We start from the raw sequence: 17990 nt of genomic DNA, 5'->3' as shown, positions 1-17990 counted from the left end.
GATGTAGAGCTGCAGCCCATCCTGTTTTTCGAAGACTCGAAAGTCCGGCGCAAAGGGGGACGTTCATGTAGACAACTATGAATTAGCCAGCGACAATTACACCCGTCGACCGGCCAGAATAGTTGTCGCTGACCGGCCGTGCCGCTTGACGCTGTCTAGGCAGCCCCCGATTTGTGCAAACCTATGGGCGCATTTGCGGTACCAAAGCTCTTCTGGGGTGGTCAAGCCACCAGGGCGACCGGCTGCCTATCGCCGCTCGCTTGATCCCGATGGGTGCCTGGCGCGATTCGTCGCAGCCTCCTAGTGAAGAAACGGGCACGCTCCGGCGACTGCCTCCGGACCAGCGCTTCCAAACACCGACCGCTAACGCGGGCCGCGGAACCTTCTTTCTCGCTTGGCACCGGCCCGCCAATGGGTGCCGTGGAATTCGCGTTCGTTTTGCCGCGGAATATTCAAATAGAGCCTCGACATGCGTCATTCGACCACGCACGCTGCGCGCCCGTGTTCCCTAGTCTTGAATCAAACGGACTGCCGATGCAGGCTTTAGCAACAGATGGAGAACTGAGATGCCTGGAATCAACTACCTCAAGCCTGACGCCAGTGGGGCAACGTGGTTGCCCGCGCAGGGCTTGAAAATCGTTTCACCCGCACCACCGCCCGATAACACCATGCTCTACGTAGCACTTGGTGCTGTTGGTGCGGCGTTCACCCTGCTCATCGCCTGCTTCTTGCGGATACTGCACGCTTCAACCGTTTTTTGAGACGGATACGAGCAGTGAAATAGCCCCCTAAGCGCTGGTGGTAAAAGCCGTCCGCACCCCTTCGTCTGCATGGACCAGTCTGCACACCGCTGCTTATCGACGTCCGATCTTTGCTGCCAAGGTTCCGAGCACCGTACTCAGAACCGGAACGTCACGTTTAAGCTTGGACCGTTGAAACGCAGGGTCTGTACCAGCTGATCGCCCGAGCCATAAAAGGCGAGATACCGATAGGTCAAGCTTAAGTCGACCCACTTCATTGCATAGCCAAGTCCGGTCATCGCCTGCCACGTAAACTTCGACGAGCCGGCGCCGGCGTCGAGATAAAACGGCACGTACCACTTCTCGTCACTGGTGATCAAAAGCCGCCCACGCACGCCTCCGAAGCCGTCGAAAATGTTTTGTACTTGCGACACACTGACTTCTGGGCTCACGCTCGAACCTGTCCCAAGCGTTCCCGCTGCCGACGCGTCGAGCTTGGCTTTCACCCCGAGATAGCGCATTCCCACAATCGCATCGATGTTTCCCCACGACTGTCGCATCAAGGTGCGACCGCCGCCTATCTGGATTAGCGTGCCCCGGAAGGTCGTCTCGAAGCTCCGCTGCGTCTCGCGAGGACCGAACAGGCCGCGCGTCGCATTGACTGAACTCCCGTGCCGCCCGAAGTTCAGATAGATCGTGTCCGCGAAAATGCTCCAGTCGTCCTTGCGCGCCTCACCCTGCAGCATAAAAACGAATTTGAGGTTCTGCAGATAGTCATACGGCCCGGTAGACGCGTCAGCGCCCCCGCCCGGCGGGGAGAAGCGCAGCGTCCCGCTTACATTTGGCAACCAGAGGTACGGCGTGACGGCGAATTGCCATTGCGTGCCGGTTTCGCCCTGAGTCGACAGGGTTTCGGAAGCTCGCGCGTTGGTCACGGCGATCATCGCAGCCACCACACATCCTGAGTAAAGGCGCATGAAGAGTAGCTCCCAAGCTGCTCACAGCAAAGTTTTGCAAGAAGTTCCGAGCGCGAGTTCCGGCGCGACAACCACGTTATAGCCCACGAGAGAGGATTCATCGACGGCTTTCGAGGTGCTACTGAGTGCTCCTTTATCCGCCATCGACAATACTATGTCCGAGACGGTCTTGGACGTATGGGCGGTTGGCGCTGCCACGATCGGGGCGCCGCCCGAATGCACAAGGACAAAGGCGATGCACGGTCGTCCAGCGTTTGTAAGGGTGATTGCCGCGATTGCGACATTAGCTGCATCAGCATGTGTTCCAGTGCATGCCGATGAGAAAGAGCCGCTCAGTTTCATCGATCCGACCGACGGGCAACTGGACATGAGCGATTTCCTGCTCAAACACAAGGGGGCACTGCCCGTGCCCATGGTGATCACTGAGCCGGCTGTGGGCTATGGCGTTGGCCTTGGACTGCTCTTCTTCTCCGGGCCGATTGCCGATGCTGCGGCGAATTCAACAGGTGAGCAGCCCAACCGGATTCCGCCGAACGTGACGGCGCTCGGTGGCGTCTACACGCAAAACGGTACGTGGGCCGCGGCTGCCGCCCATTTCCACACCTGGGACTACGATCGTTATCGTTACCTCGGTGCAGTGGCAAAGGTCGACGCTCACCTCGACTATTTCGGACAGACCGGTCGGCCTCGGGCCTATACCCTACTTGGTGACGCGCTGCTTCAGCAATTTCTGGTTCGCCTCGGCAACAGCCGCTGGTATGGCGGCGTGCGATACGTCTTCTTCGATTCGACCTCCAACTTCACAGGCAGCAATGTACCGTCCAGTATTGCCAACTTCGAGCGAAACCAGCGCATCGGCGCCGGGAGCCTCATTCTGGATTACGACTCGCGCGACAACGTCTTTTATCCGGTGTCCGGAAGCTTCGCCGAATTTGAGACGCAGTTTGCCCGTACCGGCTTCGGCGGAACCCAGAACTACGACGTCTACGCCGCCCGTGGCTTCAAATGGATTCCCCTCACGCATACGCTGATTCTGGGGCTGCGTCTCGACACCAGGTTCTCGACGGGGAACATTCCGTTCTATGCGCAGCCGTATGTTGATCTGCGGGGCGTTCAGAAGGGGCGGTACCAGGACCGCAATGCCATTTCGACTGAAGCGGAGTTGCGCTGGGACGTGACGCCGCGGTGGTCGGTCCTCGGCTTCACAGGCCTCGGCAAGGCATACGGACGGCTCGAGAGCTTCTCACAGGCACAGAACGTAGCAAGTGTCGGCACGGGGTTCCGTTACCTGATCGCACGCAAGTTGGGCGTGTCCATTGGTATCGATGTCGCCCACAGCAAGGATCAGAATGCGTTTTACATTCAGGTCGGCAGCGCGTGGCGGTGAGTCCACGCGTCGACGGCACGGCGGACTGCTTCGAGCGCGGACACAGGAGGCTCTCTCGCGAGGTCGACCACTCAAGGCTCTTGCACGCGAGTCCAAGATGGATCAGGATTGAACCCGCTCAGCGGCTTTGCTGCCGGGCCGCGATTCTTTTGATACACGACGCCGTTGTTGTTGACGATGAAAGTCATCACGCCGCTCTCCCCGTACTGCGCGGGATAGGCGACCATCGCGAAACCCGCGAGCATGCGCCCGTTGACGAGGTAGCTGAACCCGCCACCGGGCGCTTGCGGGCCTTGCCGCATCAGGATACGGAAGTGATACCCGTGATAGGCGTCGCCGGGGCGTCGATCGCTGAAATAGTTTGAACTCGCGGCGATCAACGGTCCGAACGGACTCAGCTCCTCGCCCTTCGCTTCGTCCGCGGGCCAGTAAAGCCCGTCGTGCTTGCCCGCGGAACTGCCGAGCTTGCGCGCATACTGCAACACGCCGTCGCCCATGCGGTCGCGTGCCGCGTACTCGCGCTGGGCGTCTACATAAGCCCGCAGCACTTTGATTGCTTCTCGTTCCTTACCCCCAATGCGACGGTCCAGCACCTCCTGTTCGCCCTCTTCGGTCGCGAAGCGCCACTGTCCGTCCTCACGCACCAGTGGAATGGGCATCGGCCACGCTTCGTCGCCGATACGCAGGACGCGGCGATCCGGCGAGGTTTCCGCCAGCATGTGATACGCATTGAACTCCGTGAGCGCGTTGGCCCGCAGCTCGCGGTTCTCGGCTTCATCGGGTGTCACGACGAGCCGCTTGTGCGCATTGCCAAAGATCGCAATGAGCGCAGCGTCATCGTTCGATTCAAGTGCGTGCTGCAACGCGCTCACGGCTTCATCCGGCGTCGTGAAAGTCTGCTGGTCATTTGTAGCGATGACGGGCGACGATGCGAGAAGCGCTGCGACGAGCGCGAATGCAGACGCTAAGCGAGATATCGTTTTCATGCCATATCTCCTATCGGCGGCCCATGCGTCCGCCACCTCCGCCGAAGCCGCCACGCCCGCCGGAGGAGCCTCCGCCGCTCTGCGGGTTGCGAGCGCCCTGCGCACGCGGCGACGACTGCCGGCTCGCGGCGCCGCGCGCGCTATCCGCCCGCACACCCTGAGCGGAGCCGTAACCGCTAAGAGCGTCGCCGCCGCGCCCCTGGAAATCGCCGGGGCTCTGCGCGCGGGGTGTCTGCGCGGCTGCCGGCCCGCGCGCGGCAGCACGCCCGCTGCCGCCAGACGCGCCGAAGTTGCCGGCGTTGGCACGGGACGGCGGGTCGCCGACGCGCTGCGCCGATGCGCGTGCGCTGGTGCCGGAAACCTGTCCGGGCTTCTTTTCAGAGCGCCATTGGGTCGAGCGCTCAGAGGCAGAAGTGCCGTTCGCGGAGCGGCTAGCCGCCCGATTGCTCAGTTCGTTCTTGACCTCGGTGCGGTTGACGTTGCCCTCGCGGTTGATATTGATAGTGTTGTTGCCACCCTCATAGTGCGACACATAGTGCCCGCCATTCCAAGCCGCCGTAATCGCCGCACCCCAGATGAGGCCCGTGGCGAAAGCAGCACCAGGTGCGTACGGGTAGTAGTAGACCGGATAAGGCGCAGGCCAGTAGCTATACACCGGCGTTGGGCTGCTCACGACGACTGTCGACGGGTTGTACTGCGGCACGTAGATGACTTCGGGATTTGACGGCACAATCTTGATGACCTCCTTCTCGACCACCACCGTCTGTTTGTCGTCCGTCTTGAGATTCCCGACCGATTGCGTCTGACGTCGGAAACGCTGCACTGCCTGCAGCACTGCGCTTTGATCCGCTACCACCGCCTCACCTAGCGCCACAGTCCAGTCGAGGTCGGTGCTCATTTTCTTTACGACTTCGGGGTAGTTCAACAGCGCCTTCACTGGATCCTGCCACGCCTCGTTAACCGGCAGGTCCTTTTGCGTCTTTCTGCGCTCAAGGAAGCGGTCGGCTTGCACAACTTCGACCGGATACGTCGACGCGGGAAGAATGATGGCGATGAGGTCGTCCGGATAGAGCGCAATAGAACCGACGAGCGTGTCCAACGAGACAGGATTATCCATCGCGACAGCTTGCCCACCGCCTGTCGACGGCACATTTGAGATGGTCTGCGCAGCACTTGTCGCTGGTTGCTGAGCTGTAGGTTGCCCACCGCTTCCCGCCGGGGCCTCGGGAGTCGCGCACCCGCCTGCGCACAGCGCCGACGCGATAAGAAGCAAGCTGAATGAGTCACGCATGTCTAGCACCGCCCGGAGTAGGGGTACCGCGCATGTTTCTGGATCCGAAACGCCGGCCTATTTGCGCCCTTGCCGAGGCGTCCCGCCTATAAGATATATCGCAATGCGCGCCCCGTCCCGCGCTGAGCGCTTACTGCCCGCTCGCGCCGCCATGCGCTGCCTCAATCGCAGCATCGCGTTCTTTCGCGGCCTCTGCCTTCTTATGATCGAAGACTTTCTTGGCCGCTGCGACTTTCTGGCTATATTTCTTGTTGGCGGCGGCAACTTCCATCCGCATCTTGACGATCTCATCGCTACTTCGAACACATCTGCAACCCGCTCCTGCAGTTGCTTCTTCCAGTCCGTGATCTGGTTCGGATGGACGTCAAACTGCTGGGCCAGCTCCGCCAGCGTCTTGTCGCCCTTGAGCGCCGCGAGTGCCACCTTTGCCTTGAACGCCGGTGAGTGTGTCCGTCGGTTTCGTTTCGTCATCTTCTGGTTCCTTGATGCCGGCCATTATGACCGACTCACGCCCCAGCTTTTCCACTTAACGAACTGTCCGAATTCCCGCCGCCACCTCTCACCGACATGCCGGGTTCCAATGTCTCCCTAATCACCTGCTGCTTGAATTCTTGCGCATACGTGCGATGGGGATGCGTACGGCCCGCTGCGTTCGACATGGCTGACTGTCTCCATCAAGCTGGACGCGCCCATCATGCGTCGAAATATACAGCAGTGGGAAACGGTCGTGCCGAGGCGCTTACTGTAGATCGATGGGTCAACCTCAAAAGGGGGCGGTAGCGCGTAATCGCTCGGCTCCGGAGCGACCATTGCGAAGAGCGAAAAGGTCGCTTTCGAAGGAGCGTGTGGCCGATTTGGTAGCCCTAGTCAACGGTCCGTTGAGGGTCGGCAAGGCGCGTCTCACGCGCATCCGCGATGAGAATTTCCAGTTGCCCATTCCTCTAAAGCGAGGTCAAATTTCAACCGTGCAACGTCAGGTCGCGAGCGTTAGTTCGGTCTCTGGGAAACTGATATGACAAGTCCGCAAGATAAAGCCGAATCAGACGAGGATTTGGCTCAGATGATAATAGGGCAAGGGCCCTGCACCTATCTATTGCTGCTCTTACTTGGCTTGATCCTCCTGTTTCCCTACCTTGAGGAAGGCATATTCGCTCGCACGCTGCTCGGTATTCTGTTTTCAATCGTGCTGCTCGTGGGCGCTTTCGCCGCCGAGCAGACTCGGCGGGGATTCATCCTCAAACTGGGCTTGGCGTTGCTTGGGGTTGGCCTTCAATGGGCGGCGTTGTGGACTGAGAATATCGTGATTCTGGATCTTGCCGGGATGTCTTATGCCGCGTCTCTTGCAGTCTCGATTAGCGGAGTGCTTCGTTATATTCTCAAGCGCGGGCCGATTACAGCCGACAAGTTGCATGGTGCGCTTGCAGGCTACATCATGCTGGTCTTCGTCTGGGCCTTCATCTACGCCCTGATCGAGAGATCCAGCGCTGGCTCATTCGGTCCTGGCCGCCTCGATTTCACACAGCCTGGCACTTTCTTCAAACTGATCTACTTTAGCCTCACGACGCTCACGACCACTGGTTACGGTGATGTTATCCCATTGACCAACCAGGCTCGCTCATTTGTGATGATCGAAGAGTTTGCAGGCGTGTTTTACGTTGGTGTCCTGATCGCGCGGCTTGCCGGTCTCTATCCGTCGACTCTGACCAAGTGACTCTCGATCTGCCTGAACCACCGTCGTCGCTGGCCTTGACGAACTCGCGCGAGATGCTGCTCTTCGAAATGCCCACGGAGCTGGCCATCTCGAAGAACCTTCGCGTACTTGCGAGTCGACACGCCAGTGACCCTGATGTCGTGCACGCGCTTGCCAAGGCGCGGATTCTGGCTCAAGTGCTCGTAGGCCGGAATCCCCACTTCGGCCCCGGCCTTGTTGCCCAGGCGCGGGCGTTTGACGTTCAGCTTGCGCTCATCCATCACGACCCGTCCTTGCTGCGAGCCATGCCAGCCAACATCACCCGCTGCGCGCCCGGGATGTTTGTCACCCGCGACTTCCATCGCGGAGAGCACAAGCAGTTGCTCGATGAGGCTGCGTCCGGCGTCATGCATCAGTTCGTTGATGCTCGTCCGGGTGTTCTGGACCAGATCGAGCAGCGGTAGCAGCATCTGACTGTTTTGCGCAAAGCAGGCTTTCAGCGCGTCCTCATTCTGCTTCTCAACGACGCTGAACGGCACGCTGGCTGTTTCACGATTCTTCTTGGTACCCTTCATTTCGGGGGTTCTCCTGTCCGTGGAGTTGGTCCTGGAAACCCGATTCTCTCGGATTCCCAGAGCGAACCGCCGCCTTCAACCTTCAACTAGGGCTGGGACATTGCCCTTCCACGCACCTTGTTGCAATTATCGGAAATGGCTCGCGCCGTGTGGGCGCGGTGGCTGCTCAATCATTGAGCAAGCCATCGACCACCCAACTGAGCGTTGCATTGCCGTCTGACGTTGCCTTGCTAGGTGGTCAGCTTCCGGAAAGGCCGAGCATCTTGTCGAACAAGAACGTTGCAAGAATTCCGTACGCGATCCCGTTGCTCGGCTTAACAGTCGTGAATGGCATCAGCCAACTATTAGTGTTAAAGGTGCGAACTATGTAGGGGCTCACAATGACGCTAGGCGTGACGATGATGTTCGCATCCAACTGCACAGCGTACTCGTTCCGACCCACGCTGTAACCAGTTCCGCCAAAAGCCAAATTGGTCTGCTGAAGGAAGGCTTGCTCCGACGATGTGTTCCTCGTGTAGTTGACTCGAGCTGAAACGGTGTCGTAGGGCCGGCTCTTGAGCAGCCCTCTAGCCGTTAAACCGAGCGTACCGGTGCTTTGGAGTCCCGCTGGATTGTGTTGGTCGAAGCTGCTCGTGAAGTTTCCAAACACGCTTAGCGAGAGCGCGCCCGAAGTGCCCGGCACGTCGCCATCGGGATGCCACACGACCTGTTTCCCGCCGACATAGATCCCCGACGTGCCCTTGTAGGGTCCGGGCGTCGCGGGACCGGGCATCTTATAGGCCTGATGCTTAGCCGTGTTGTAGAAGAACATGACCTCGTAACTTTTCGCAAAGCGGTCCTGCATCGGATCGGTTTTGTACGTCACGTTGGCCAAATAGGTATTGCTCTGGGGGCCCTGCGCTGACCAATTCCAGCCGTTGCTGTCCGGATAGGTCGAATCGGATTTCCACACGCCGACTTGCGCGGTGATTTCGTTGGTGAATTTATATGCCGCGCGCGCCCCCCAGTTCGCGTAGATGATAGGGTTAATCTGGGCTGCATCCTGGATGATGGGCGAGAAACAGCCATATGGAAGTTCGCATACTGGGACGGCAAAGTAGTTTCCAGCGTTGCTCTTACCAAATTCAAATGTCGCCCGCCCTTCAAAAAATTTCTGTTCCCAAGTGAAAAGCGTCAAATGCGCCTTTCGGGGAATGTATGGTGACGGTTGGCCCGCGATACTGTCGCCGACTTGGACGCCGTAAAGCGTGTTGACAACAAACGGCGCAAAGAGCTGTTGGAAATGGATTGTGGCTCCGGAAAGGCCCACCATCTTCTGCAGATCAATGTCGGCTCCCGCTGCGATGAACGACAGTGCTTCATGGTTGCCCGTTTGCTGACCGGCCGAAGGATTGTCAAGATAAAACTGTGTGAAAACAAGGCTAGGCGTAATTCCAACATTCTGAAGTGTTCTGCCCGCTTTCCAGAAGATCGGATGTGCAGCATCACGCTCGCTCGCTTGCTCGCGCACCGTACCGACAAGATTTGGTGTGTCGCCGCTCGAACGGGAATCATTCGGAGAATCGAGAGCGATGGTTGCCGCGTTTTTATTTGGGCTGAGAGGCGCATCCTCCGCCCGAGCACCGAGCACTGCGAAAACGAGCCCAGTGGCGGCGGCTGCTTGCAATCGCCTGCGGTTATTGCGCGATCGCCGTTCAGCCACCGCAGGCCGCGTTCGTGAGTTCGCAATTGTCCACCGATGCTTGAAATGCTGTTTCATCTGTCGTCTCCTTTTAGGCGTTTTCTAGTGCGCCGCTTCTACTTGCTGTACCGCTGCGTTGTCGGGCACAGGCAGCAACGATGAGCGCATGCATAGTTGCAAGCTATCGTCGGTCAGCGGGAAGAGTCTCGTCTTCGGCGCTACCCCGCCTTTGACGCCGACTCATGTGCCAGCGGCGACGACGGGGATCTGAGCTAAAAGCGAGAGGTTCATGTGAGACTTGGCTTACGCTTCAGGAATGCCACTGCGAAGGTGATGAAAATCACAGCAATTAGCGCGATGCCCCACATCTCGAAGGCCGGGAAGCGAGACCCCGTCCGCGCCACAATAGGCATGATGAGGAACGGGTTGCAAAAGTAGCCTAGGGATTGACTCGCCATATAAGCCCCAATTCCAAAGCCCCGTCGTTCAAACGGAAGCGTACGAAGGGCCCAACTGACTGATGCCGGCAGGATTAGCCCACTGCCAAAGCCGTTCACGATCCCACCGATGGATAGTCCGGCGTAGGTGTGTGAAGTGCCCATAAGCACGAAGCCAACGCCGCAGATGAGTGTGGAGATAAGAAGCTGACTAAGCACGCCGAAGCGTTTCACAATGATCCATCCGAACGCGACCGTACCGACGATCACTCCAAGGCTGCTCATGGCATAGCTGAGCCCGATCTTTGGCGTCGAGGTCACACCGATCTCGACGAGCATGAAGGAGAGATGTATGGGCACCATCAAGAACACGGCGCCGGCGAAAAAGGCGACAACGCAGACGAGCGTCAACAACAACGGCTTGAATTTGGGCTCGTCGATAACCTTTGCAACGCGATCTTCCACTGCGTGATTTCGACCGGGCTCCCAGAGAAAAATTTGAACGAGTGGCGCGATGAGCAACGTCAATGCATAGACGGCGAACGGGCTGCGCCAACCGTGAGCGCCGAGCGTGCCGCCAACCAAGTTGAATATAAAGGCCGAGATCGAAGCGAACGTCGTTTGCAGCGATATGTACTTGTCTCGCCGGGTGCCTGAAAAATAATCGCCAATCATCGTGGTGCTGCAGGTCATTGCCGCAGCTTCGGCCACGCCGACGACAGCCCGGCTAACGAGGATCGCGTAAATCGAATTGAGATAGAGCGGCGCGGTGCCGGCCGCCGCATAGAGAACTAGGGAGGCGACAAGCACCCGCTTGCGACCGACTTTATCCGCAGCCCATCCAATCGCGATAGCCAGAACTGCGAGGATGAGCATCGGCAAGGTGACGACAACCGGTACAAGAGTTTGAATACCGGGCACGGCCTGAAAATGCTGTTGCATCGCCGGCAAGACCGGACCAATGACCGTCGCGGCGAGCGTGCCGCAGATCACAGCGCTCAACAGAATGAAAGCATGGAAGAACGACGCGCGACGGTTTGTCGCCGACTGTGAGTAGCTGGGCGCGCTGAGGTGCATGACTGTCTCCGATTTGGGATCTCGATCCGCTGGGAAGCCGCAGATGACTTCCAGGGTCGATTCGCCGGGTTGTGTTCCAATCATCCCGGGACAGTCGATTTGACACAATTAGATTGTATTGACGGCACTATCCGACATCATCAAATCCTCACAGTGCCGGCGCGCCCGTCAGCGACTTCCTTAATCAGCCGACGCATCCAGGTATGAGCCGGGTCGTCGCTGTTTGACCCGTGCCATTGCATCACCTCAACCAGAGGCGGCAGATCGAAAGGAACGGGGAGCACCCGCAACGGAAGATAGCGAGCATAGATTTCGGCAAGACGCGTATGGATTGTGGCGATCCGACTCGTCCCGATAACTAGTTGCGGCAACGTGTTGAAGTTCGTGGTCGTCACTTCCACTGAGCGTCGTAGCCCACGGCTGGTAATTGCCATGCTCTCGAAACTGATGCTGCGTTCACCAAATGCCGCCGCCACATGGCCGAGCTCGAAGTACTGACCAAAGCTAAGCGTTTCGCTTACGACTTCGTTCTCCGCCCATACAACGCAGGTGTAAGTTTCCTCGAAGAGCGTTTCTGACGGGTGTCGCGGATTAACCGATGCGCTAGGGTAAATCACTAGATCAACTTCGCCACGGTCGAGTTGAGCCGGTACGTCATCCGTCATATTAGCGATGTGAAGGCGAATTTTCGGCGCTTCGCGTTGAAGCCGCTGAACGACATCGACTAGTAGAACGGTGGTCAGGTAGTCCGATGCGCGGATAACAAAATCGCGCTCGGCGCTCGCTGGGTCGAAGTCAGGTCTTGCGATCACGCGAGACTGAACGTTCAAGAGAATCTCCCTGACCGGCTGCGCCAGCGCTTTGCCCAGCGGTGTCAGCTCCATCTGCCGACCAACTGGGGTCAACAAATCATCGTTGAAATATTCGCGTAGGCGTCCCAGAGCACTGCTTGTCGCCGACGCCCCAATGCTCAGCCGCTCGCTTGCCCGCGTAACGCTGCGGGTGTCGAGAAGTGCGTCGAGCGCGACAAGAAGATTCAAGTCGAAGTGTCCCAGTCTCATGATCAAGAGCATCGCCCAACGATTTGATGACATCAATTCGTGCTTCCACTAACAATTGATTGTCTCAACTAGGTGTGAAGCCTACAGTGACTCCACAGACCGGGCCCGCGACAGATGCCTGGCACATGGAGACAAATCAATGAATCTCGTTCGCTCGGCTCAAGGCCATGCCAACGCTCGTCCGGCTCTGCCAAATTTCGATCTACGTCCTCATCACTTTGGCGTCAGCGCTCCCGACCTTGACGCTGCAGTTAACTGGTACGAGACCATGCTCGGGTTCCAGCTTGAATCGCGCATGAAGTTGGACTCGATTCCGGCACGCATAGCTTTCTTACGCCGTGACAATTTTCGGATCGAGATATTCGAAATTGCCGGCGCGGCACGTTTGCCCGACGCGCGGCGAGAACCGGACCTCGATTTACGAACGCATGGCAACAAGCACATGTGCTTCGAGGTAGCCAATGTCGCAGCGGCGCTCGATGCGCTCACAAGCAGAGGCGTCGACGTTGCGTTGCGCCTGACAGTCGACGGTAATGCCACCGCATTCATCCGTGACATCGCAGGCAACCTTATCGAGCCGGTCGAGCCGTCTAGGGCGGACCGACGCTCCGCCGTTTGATGACGTGTCGCATCGCTTCTCCCTTTCATCCAGGACAGCACGCATGAGTCAACCTTTTAACCCCCTGCGCGGGTGGGCAGTTCAGCGTTCCGATATCGTTCACGTAGGCAACGACTTGAGGCGCCCTGAGTGCATCCTCGCCGAATCAGACGGCACGTTATGGACGGCCGATGCGCGCGGCGGAGTCATGCGTATCGATTCCACTGGCAAGCAGACATTAATCGCGCAGAAGGTCGATGGCCTTGACGGCTCTGCCGGCACGACCACCGATTCCGATCTCGTTCTCGGTGCGACGTTGCCGAACGGCCTAGCGTTTGACCGGGACGGCAACATCGTCATTGCAAACTTTGGTACGGATGCCATCGAACTGATGACCCGCGACGGGCAATCACGCACGCTGTATGACCGCGTAGACGGCAACCCCCTTGGCAAGACCAATTTCGTTCTCACGGATTCTAAGGGCCGCATCTGGTTCACGGTGACCACGCGTCAGGTGCCTTGGACACGCTCGATCAATGAGATGACCGCTGACGGTTACGTGGGGCTCATCGACGATCGCGGTATTCGCATCGTCGCGGACGGGTTCGTCGGTACGAATGAAATACGATTCGACGCGAATGAAGAGTGGCTGTACGTCGTCGAGACAAACGCGCGCCGCATCTCCCGTCTGCGCGCCGCGCCCGATGGCTCGCTGAGTGACCGCGAGATCTATGGACCGCGGGATCTTGGCGGATTTCCGGACGGCATTGCATTCGACTCGTACGGGAATCTTTGGATCACACTGATTCTGAACGAAAAGTTGATTGCATTGACGCCGGAAGGCGATGTACTCACCTTGCTCGACGACGGTGTGTATGGGGCGCTGGCTGTTTATGAAGAGCACTACGCGCAAGGAACGACCACGCCCGAACTGATGGGCGCATGCAAAGGGACGATTGCCCCGATGATGGCGAGCGTCACGTTCGGAGGCGCGGACCTAAAAACGGTTTACCTCGGCAGCCTTGCTGGAAACACGTTGGCGAGCTTCCGTTCGCCCGTCGCCGGTCTTCCGCTTCCCCACTGGGGGAAGAAATGATTCTCGAGATCGCGCACTTCCATATCGTCGCAGGCAACAACGAAGGCTTCGAGCTGGCCTTTCAACAAGCCGAAAAGATTCTGGTAAGCATGCCCGGCTACCTAGGCCACCAGCTCCATCGCTGTATAGAAGACGAGACGGAATATCGACTTCTCGTCGAGTGGAACACCGTAGAGGACCACACAGAGGGCTTCCGGCGATCAACGCGGTTCACCGAGTGGCGCGCCCTGCTTCAACCGTTTTTCTCGGCGCCCCCGATTGCAACTCATTTCGAACAGATTCATCCCGGCGCGTGCTGAGTTGCTCGCGTGCGCCGCCCCCTATATCGACGTCTAGAAGGAAGGCTCTCAAATGATCAACTACATCAAGTCCGGTCAGACCGCGCAGGTAATCGCTGACAATCAGGCGCAGGTCCGCGTAACCGTCGAGAAGATCATCGCCGATATTGAGCAACGCGGCGAGCAAGCAGTGCGCGAGTTCTCGGAGAAATTCGACAACTGGAATCCTGCCTCCCTGCGCCTGTCGGACGCCGAAATCACGGCTTGCATCGATTCCCTCAGTCCGCAAGCGATTGAAGACATCAAGTTTGCTCAAGCACAGATCCGCCGCTTCGCGCAGATCCAGCTGATGTCATTGCGGGATGTCGAGGTCGAAACGCTGCCCGGGGTAGTGCTCGGTCACAAGAACATCCCGGTCAACTCGGTGGGTTGCTACATTCCGGGCGGGAAGTACCCGCTTCTCGCCTCCGCGCATATGAGCGTCCTGACTGCAAAAGTGGCTGGCGTAAAGCGAGTGATCGCATGTGCGCCGCCGTTCGATGGGAAGCCTTCGCCCGAAATCATTGCCGCAATGGCACTTGCTGGCGCTGACGAGATCTATGTCATGGGTGGCGTGCAAGGCGTCGCGGCCATGGCGTTGGGCACCGAAAGTATCGCGCCGGTCGACATGATCGTGGGGCCCGGTAATGCCTATGTTGCCGAAGCCAAACGGCAACTGTACGGCCGTGTCGGCATCGACCTTTTCGCAGGCCCGACTGAAACGCTCGTCATCTGCGACGACACCGTCGATGCTGAACTCGTCGCCGTCGACCTGCTTGGCCAGGCCGAGCACGGGCCAACTTCTCCTGCATATTGCATTACCAGCAGCAAAAAGATCGCCGAGGAGCTGCCCGCCGCGATTGAGACGGTTCTCGCGCGGCTTGACACCGCGAAGGTAGCGAGCGCCGCGTGGCGCGACTACGGCCAGATCATTCTCTGCGACAACGACGACGAGATGCTGCAGGAAGCCGAGCGTCTCTGCTCGGAGCATGTGCAGGTCATGACCCGCGATCCCGATTGGTTCCTCGCACGCATGACGAACTACGGCGCGCTTTTCCTTGGTCACCGTACAAACGTGTCCTACGGCGACAAGGTGATCGGCACCAATCATACGTTGCCAACCATGGGCGCGGGTCGCTATACGGGCGGTCTGTGGGTTGGAAAGTTCATCAAGACGCACAGCTACCAACGCATTTTGACCGACGAAGCGTCGGTGCAGATCGGCGAAGTCTGTTCGCGGCTTTGCGCGCTGGAACGTTTCTCTGGTCACAAGGAGCAGGCCGATATTCGTGTTCGACGACTCGGCAAGCAGAGCTGACATGAGCCAAGCGACTACCCTTTCCGACGCGCGGCCGGTTGCTGTTGTAACAGGTGCAACCGGCGGCCTCGGCGCAGAAATTTGTCAGGCATTCGCGTCGGCTGATTTTCGCGTCGTTGCAGGCTTTCGGAGTTCCGCCGAAGCGGCACACAGGCTCATCGAGCAACTGCCGGGCAACGGACACTGCGCCTTACCGGCGCCGGTGACAGAAAGCGCCGCGCTTGGCCGTCTCGCGCAGGACATCGAGCGTCGATACGGGCGCTGTGACGTTCTCGTGAATTGCGCTGGTACAACCCGCTTCGTCGCTCACGAGAACCTCGATGGTCTCGACGATGCACTGATCGATGACGTGATGGCAACCAATGTACGCGGTCCGTTTGCGATGGTGCGCGCACTGAGACACCTGCTTGTGCAAAGCGACCTGCTCGGCGGAAGCGTAGTCGTCAACATCTCGTCCATCGCGGCTCGAACTGCGATGGGCAGCAACCTCATGTACTGCGCATCGAAGGCGGCCCTCGACAACCTAACGATGTCCCTGGCTCGCGCTCTCGCGCCGGCAATACGCGTGGTCTCAGTTTCGCCGGGACTGGTCGACACAGAGTTCGTAAAGGCGATGGATCCCGCTTGGCGCGATGAGCAGGCGAGCAAATGCCCGCTTGGCCGCCTTGCGCAACCTAGCGAAATCGCTCAGGCCGTGATTTCCGCCGTGCGTGACCTGCGCTTTAGTACCGGATGCGTCTTGCCAGTCGATGGCGGCCGCCCGCTCAGTTAAAACGATGGAGACAATCGACCATGAAATTGGCATCGATCAAAAGTAATCACCCCGACGGCGCGCTCATTGTAGTTTCGCGGGATTTGCGGCGTGCGGTTAGCGCCCGTGCCGTCGCACCGAGCATGCGTGCAGCACTCGACGACTGGTCAAACGCGCAGCCGGCATTGCGGGCGATCTATGAGTCTTTGAATAAAGCGGACGAGAAAGACGCGTTTGCTTTCGATCCGCGCCTATGCTCAGCGCCGCTGCCTCGGACGCACCAGTTCATCGACGCATCGGCTTTCCTGAACCACGGCCGCATCATGACGCAGGCATATCACCCCGACAAAAAAACCGATGCGTCCACTCCGATTCTGATTCAGCGACAAGCAGACGATTTCACTGGTCCGCACGACGATTATCCTTTTCCGGACGAAGCAGACAACTGCGATTTCGAGGGCGAAGTCGGCGTGATCTTGAGTGACACCCCGCGCGGCACGCGGGCAAGCGAGGCGCTGGCGCATGTCAGTCTGCTTGTATTGTTCAACGACGTCAGTATGCGCAAGCATCTGTTCCGTGAGCTAGGCATGGGTTTCGGCTTTATTCTTGCTAAGCCGGCGACAGCGTTTGCACCGGTCGCAGTCACGCCGGACGAACTCGGCGATGCGTGGCACGACGGACGCGTGCATCTCGATGTGACGGTTCATCGCAATGGCGAACTGTTCGGGCATCCTAATGGCCGCGAGATGAGCTTTGGTTTTCACGAGCTGATCGATTACATGACCTACAACCGTAATTTGCGAGCCGGTACCCTGCTGGGCTCCGGTACGTTCTCGAACGTCGACTATCGCTCCGTCGGCTCCGCCTGTCTGGCGGAGCAGCGTGCCATCGAGGCAATTGAGGGCGGTACATCGACTACACCCTGGATCCGATTCGGCGAGCGCCTGCGCTTCGAGATGTTCGATGCACATCAGCAGTCAGTTTTCGGTGCAATCGATCATCGCTTTGTCCGCCCAGGAGAATCGGCATGAGCGCAATGCACGTTGTCGTGACCGGCGCCCAGGGATTCGTCGGTCGAGCGTTGGTGAAGCGGCTGCTGGCTGAGGGCTTGGGTGACGAACGCGTATCCCGGATGACGCTTATCGATGTCGCGTTTGACGCGCCTCATTGCGACGAGCGCGTCATTCAATTGACAGGCAACATTGCCGACCCCGCGACACGCGCACGCGCCTACGCGGAGCCGGTGGACACCGTGTTCCATCTCGCGAGCGTTCCTGGCGGCGCTGCGGAAAAGAACTATGAGTTAGGCCGTTCGATTAATTTAGATGCCACGGTCGGTCTGCTAGAGGATCTTCGCTCTCAGCCGCGCGTGCCTCGCTTTGTCTTCGCGAGCACCGTTGCTGTCTACGGCGAGCGACTGTCAGACACCGTCGATGAAACGACGCTGCCCGCGCCAGCACTGAGCTATGGCGCACACAAGCTGATGGGCGAAGTGCTCGTTGCTAACGCGTCGCGCCTTGGATGGATTCAAGGTTGCTCGCTACGGCTGCCCGGCGTCGTCGCACGTCCCGGCGATGGCAGCGGTCTGATGTCCGCATTCATGAGCCAGCTCTTCTGGCGGCTTGCTGCTGGAGAGCCACTAACCGTTCCCGTTTCCCCGGAAGGTGTAGCCTGGTGGATCTCTGTCGGTGCGTGTGTAGACAACCTGCTACATGCCGCGATCGTTGATGTCGAGCGTTTCAACGCGCGCCGCGCGTATCAAATGCCGGTGTTGCGGCTCACCGTCTCTGAAGTTGTGGATGCACTCGCCACACGCTTCGGTTCGGATCGGAAGACGCTTGTCACCTATTTGCCTGACCCGTTCATAGAACGGCTGTTCGCAACGTATCCGCCTCTTCTGACACCAGAAGCCGAGGCATTGGGCCTCAGGCACGATGGCGACGTGGACGAGCTGATCACGCGAGCGATGGCGCAATGACAGCGCTTTACGCCGAGCACTTCAAAGGAT

The 17990-nt window shown here is 58.8% G+C and carries 17 protein-coding genes and 2 pseudogenes; 10 read left to right on the top strand and 9 right to left on the bottom strand.

Annotated elements, in window-relative coordinates:
* Positions 1-566: 566 nt before the first annotated feature.
* Positions 567-761 carry a hypothetical protein gene (locus AB6804_RS28230; protein WP_370889251.1) on the top strand — a complete coding sequence of 65 codons (195 nt, stop codon included), beginning with the start codon at positions 567-569 and terminating at the stop codon, positions 759-761.
* 137 nt (positions 762-898) lie between these two features.
* Here AB6804_RS28230 and AB6804_RS28225 read toward each other — a convergent pair whose 3' ends face one another.
* Complete coding sequence (locus AB6804_RS28225) at positions 899-1693, bottom strand: hypothetical protein (protein WP_370889250.1); 795 nt, start codon at positions 1691-1693, stop codon at positions 899-901.
* 178 nt (positions 1694-1871) lie between these two features.
* Here AB6804_RS28225 and AB6804_RS28220 point away from each other — a divergent pair, with 178 nt between their 5' ends.
* Positions 1872-3104, top strand: a complete 1233-nt coding sequence (locus AB6804_RS28220) for a glyceraldehyde-3-phosphate dehydrogenase (protein ID WP_370889249.1) — start codon at positions 1872-1874, stop codon at positions 3102-3104.
* A gap of 71 nt (positions 3105-3175) precedes the next feature.
* Here AB6804_RS28220 and AB6804_RS28215 read toward each other — a convergent pair whose 3' ends face one another.
* From AB6804_RS28215 to AB6804_RS28200, 4 genes and pseudogenes are all read right to left on the bottom strand, one after another.
* Positions 3176-4090 carry a DUF2950 domain-containing protein gene (locus tag AB6804_RS28215; protein ID WP_370889248.1) on the bottom strand — a complete coding sequence of 305 codons (915 nt, stop codon included), beginning with the start codon at positions 4088-4090 and terminating at the stop codon, positions 3176-3178.
* Positions 4091-4100: 10 nt separating this feature from the next.
* Positions 4101-5189 (bottom strand): DUF3300 domain-containing protein, encoded by a 1089-nt coding sequence (locus AB6804_RS28210; protein ID WP_370889247.1) that lies wholly within the window; start codon positions 5187-5189, stop codon positions 4101-4103.
* A 322-nt stretch (positions 5190-5511) separates the two neighbouring features.
* Positions 5512-5721: a hypothetical protein gene (locus AB6804_RS28205; protein WP_370889252.1), complete on the bottom strand. Its 210-nt coding sequence runs from the start codon at positions 5719-5721 to the stop codon at positions 5512-5514.
* A pseudogene (locus AB6804_RS28200) lies at positions 5682-5852 on the bottom strand (transposase); the annotation flags it as partial. The pseudogene AB6804_RS28200 and the gene AB6804_RS28205, both read right to left, overlap by 40 nt.
* A 541-nt stretch (positions 5853-6393) precedes the next feature.
* On the opposite strand from AB6804_RS28200, the gene AB6804_RS28195 reads away from it, so the two are divergent.
* The gene (locus AB6804_RS28195) at positions 6394-7092 is read left to right on the top strand and encodes an ion channel (protein WP_370889246.1); all 699 of its coding nucleotides are present in this window, start codon (positions 6394-6396) and stop codon (positions 7090-7092) included.
* A gap of 28 nt (positions 7093-7120) precedes the next feature.
* Here the strand turns inward: AB6804_RS28195 and AB6804_RS28190 are convergent.
* From AB6804_RS28190 to AB6804_RS28175, 4 genes and pseudogenes are all read right to left on the bottom strand, one after another.
* Positions 7121-7646: pseudogene (locus AB6804_RS28190) on the bottom strand (transposase); the annotation flags it as partial.
* Between the two features lie 238 nt (positions 7647-7884).
* Positions 7885-9405 (bottom strand): carbohydrate porin, encoded by a 1521-nt coding sequence (locus AB6804_RS28185; RefSeq protein ID WP_370889245.1) that lies wholly within the window; start codon positions 9403-9405, stop codon positions 7885-7887.
* A 209-nt stretch (positions 9406-9614) separates the two neighbouring features.
* Positions 9615-10925 carry an MFS transporter gene (locus AB6804_RS28180; protein WP_370889244.1) on the bottom strand — a complete coding sequence of 437 codons (1311 nt, stop codon included), beginning with the start codon at positions 10923-10925 and terminating at the stop codon, positions 9615-9617.
* Between the two features lie 56 nt (positions 10926-10981).
* Positions 10982-11881 carry a LysR family transcriptional regulator gene (locus tag AB6804_RS28175; RefSeq protein ID WP_370889243.1) on the bottom strand — a complete coding sequence of 300 codons (900 nt, stop codon included), beginning with the start codon at positions 11879-11881 and terminating at the stop codon, positions 10982-10984.
* A gap of 160 nt (positions 11882-12041) precedes the next feature.
* Here AB6804_RS28175 and AB6804_RS28170 point away from each other — a divergent pair, with 160 nt between their 5' ends.
* Genes AB6804_RS28170 through AB6804_RS28140 form a run of 7 tightly spaced genes read left to right on the top strand, consistent with a single transcriptional unit; the run spans position 12042 to position 17960 of the window.
* The gene (locus tag AB6804_RS28170) at positions 12042-12521 is read left to right on the top strand and encodes a VOC family protein (RefSeq protein ID WP_370889242.1); all 480 of its coding nucleotides are present in this window, start codon (positions 12042-12044) and stop codon (positions 12519-12521) included.
* 43 nt (positions 12522-12564) lie between these two features.
* Positions 12565-13596 carry an SMP-30/gluconolactonase/LRE family protein gene (locus AB6804_RS28165; RefSeq protein WP_370889241.1) on the top strand — a complete coding sequence of 344 codons (1032 nt, stop codon included), beginning with the start codon at positions 12565-12567 and terminating at the stop codon, positions 13594-13596.
* Positions 13593-13895: an antibiotic biosynthesis monooxygenase gene (locus tag AB6804_RS28160; protein ID WP_370889240.1), complete on the top strand. Its 303-nt coding sequence runs from the start codon at positions 13593-13595 to the stop codon at positions 13893-13895. The genes AB6804_RS28165 and AB6804_RS28160 overlap by 4 nt, the downstream gene beginning before the upstream one ends.
* Before the next feature lie 52 nt (positions 13896-13947).
* Positions 13948-15231: a histidinol dehydrogenase gene (gene hisD, locus AB6804_RS28155; RefSeq protein WP_370889239.1), complete on the top strand. Its 1284-nt coding sequence runs from the start codon at positions 13948-13950 to the stop codon at positions 15229-15231.
* Entirely contained in the window at positions 15203-16003 is an 801-nt protein-coding gene (locus tag AB6804_RS28150; RefSeq protein WP_370889238.1) for an SDR family NAD(P)-dependent oxidoreductase, read from the top strand. The genes hisD and AB6804_RS28150 overlap by 29 nt, the downstream gene beginning before the upstream one ends.
* A gap of 20 nt (positions 16004-16023) precedes the next feature.
* Complete coding sequence (locus tag AB6804_RS28145; protein ID WP_370889237.1) at positions 16024-17013, top strand: fumarylacetoacetate hydrolase family protein; 990 nt, start codon at positions 16024-16026, stop codon at positions 17011-17013.
* Positions 17010-17960 (top strand): NAD-dependent epimerase/dehydratase family protein, encoded by a 951-nt coding sequence (locus AB6804_RS28140; protein WP_370889236.1) that lies wholly within the window; start codon positions 17010-17012, stop codon positions 17958-17960. Before AB6804_RS28145 ends, AB6804_RS28140 begins: the two co-directional genes overlap by 4 nt.
* The last annotated feature ends 30 nt before the right edge of the window (positions 17961-17990 follow it).

Origin of the sequence: Caballeronia sp. RCC_10 (assembly GCF_041360715.1) — a bacterium.
Lineage (GTDB): Bacteria > Pseudomonadota > Gammaproteobacteria > Burkholderiales > Burkholderiaceae > Caballeronia > Caballeronia grimmiae.
The sequence above is the reverse complement of the archived record's forward strand: the minus strand, read 5'-3'. Positions and strand labels throughout refer to the sequence as shown.

Coding starts and splice junctions, on each gene's coding strand:
- AB6804_RS28180 (WP_370889244.1), bottom strand. CDS start 10,925: ATGATTGGAACACAACCCGGCGAATCGACCCTGGAAGTCATCTGCGGC.
- AB6804_RS28160 (WP_370889240.1), top strand. CDS start 13,593: ATGATTCTCGAGATCGCGCACTTCCATATCGTCGCAGGCAACAACGAA.
- AB6804_RS28215 (WP_370889248.1), bottom strand. CDS start 4,090: ATGAAAACGATATCTCGCTTAGCGTCTGCATTCGCGCTCGTCGCAGCG.
- AB6804_RS28185 (WP_370889245.1), bottom strand. CDS start 9,405: ATGAAACAGCATTTCAAGCATCGGTGGACAATTGCGAACTCACGAACG.
- AB6804_RS28165 (WP_370889241.1), top strand. CDS start 12,565: ATGAGTCAACCTTTTAACCCCCTGCGCGGGTGGGCAGTTCAGCGTTCC.
- AB6804_RS28140 (WP_370889236.1), top strand. CDS start 17,010: ATGAGCGCAATGCACGTTGTCGTGACCGGCGCCCAGGGATTCGTCGGT.
- AB6804_RS28220 (WP_370889249.1), top strand. CDS start 1,872: ATGTCCGAGACGGTCTTGGACGTATGGGCGGTTGGCGCTGCCACGATC.
- AB6804_RS28195 (WP_370889246.1), top strand. CDS start 6,394: ATGACAAGTCCGCAAGATAAAGCCGAATCAGACGAGGATTTGGCTCAG.
- AB6804_RS28145 (WP_370889237.1), top strand. CDS start 16,024: ATGAAATTGGCATCGATCAAAAGTAATCACCCCGACGGCGCGCTCATT.
- hisD (WP_370889239.1), top strand. CDS start 13,948: ATGATCAACTACATCAAGTCCGGTCAGACCGCGCAGGTAATCGCTGAC.
- AB6804_RS28170 (WP_370889242.1), top strand. CDS start 12,042: ATGAATCTCGTTCGCTCGGCTCAAGGCCATGCCAACGCTCGTCCGGCT.
- AB6804_RS28230 (WP_370889251.1), top strand. CDS start 567: ATGCCTGGAATCAACTACCTCAAGCCTGACGCCAGTGGGGCAACGTGG.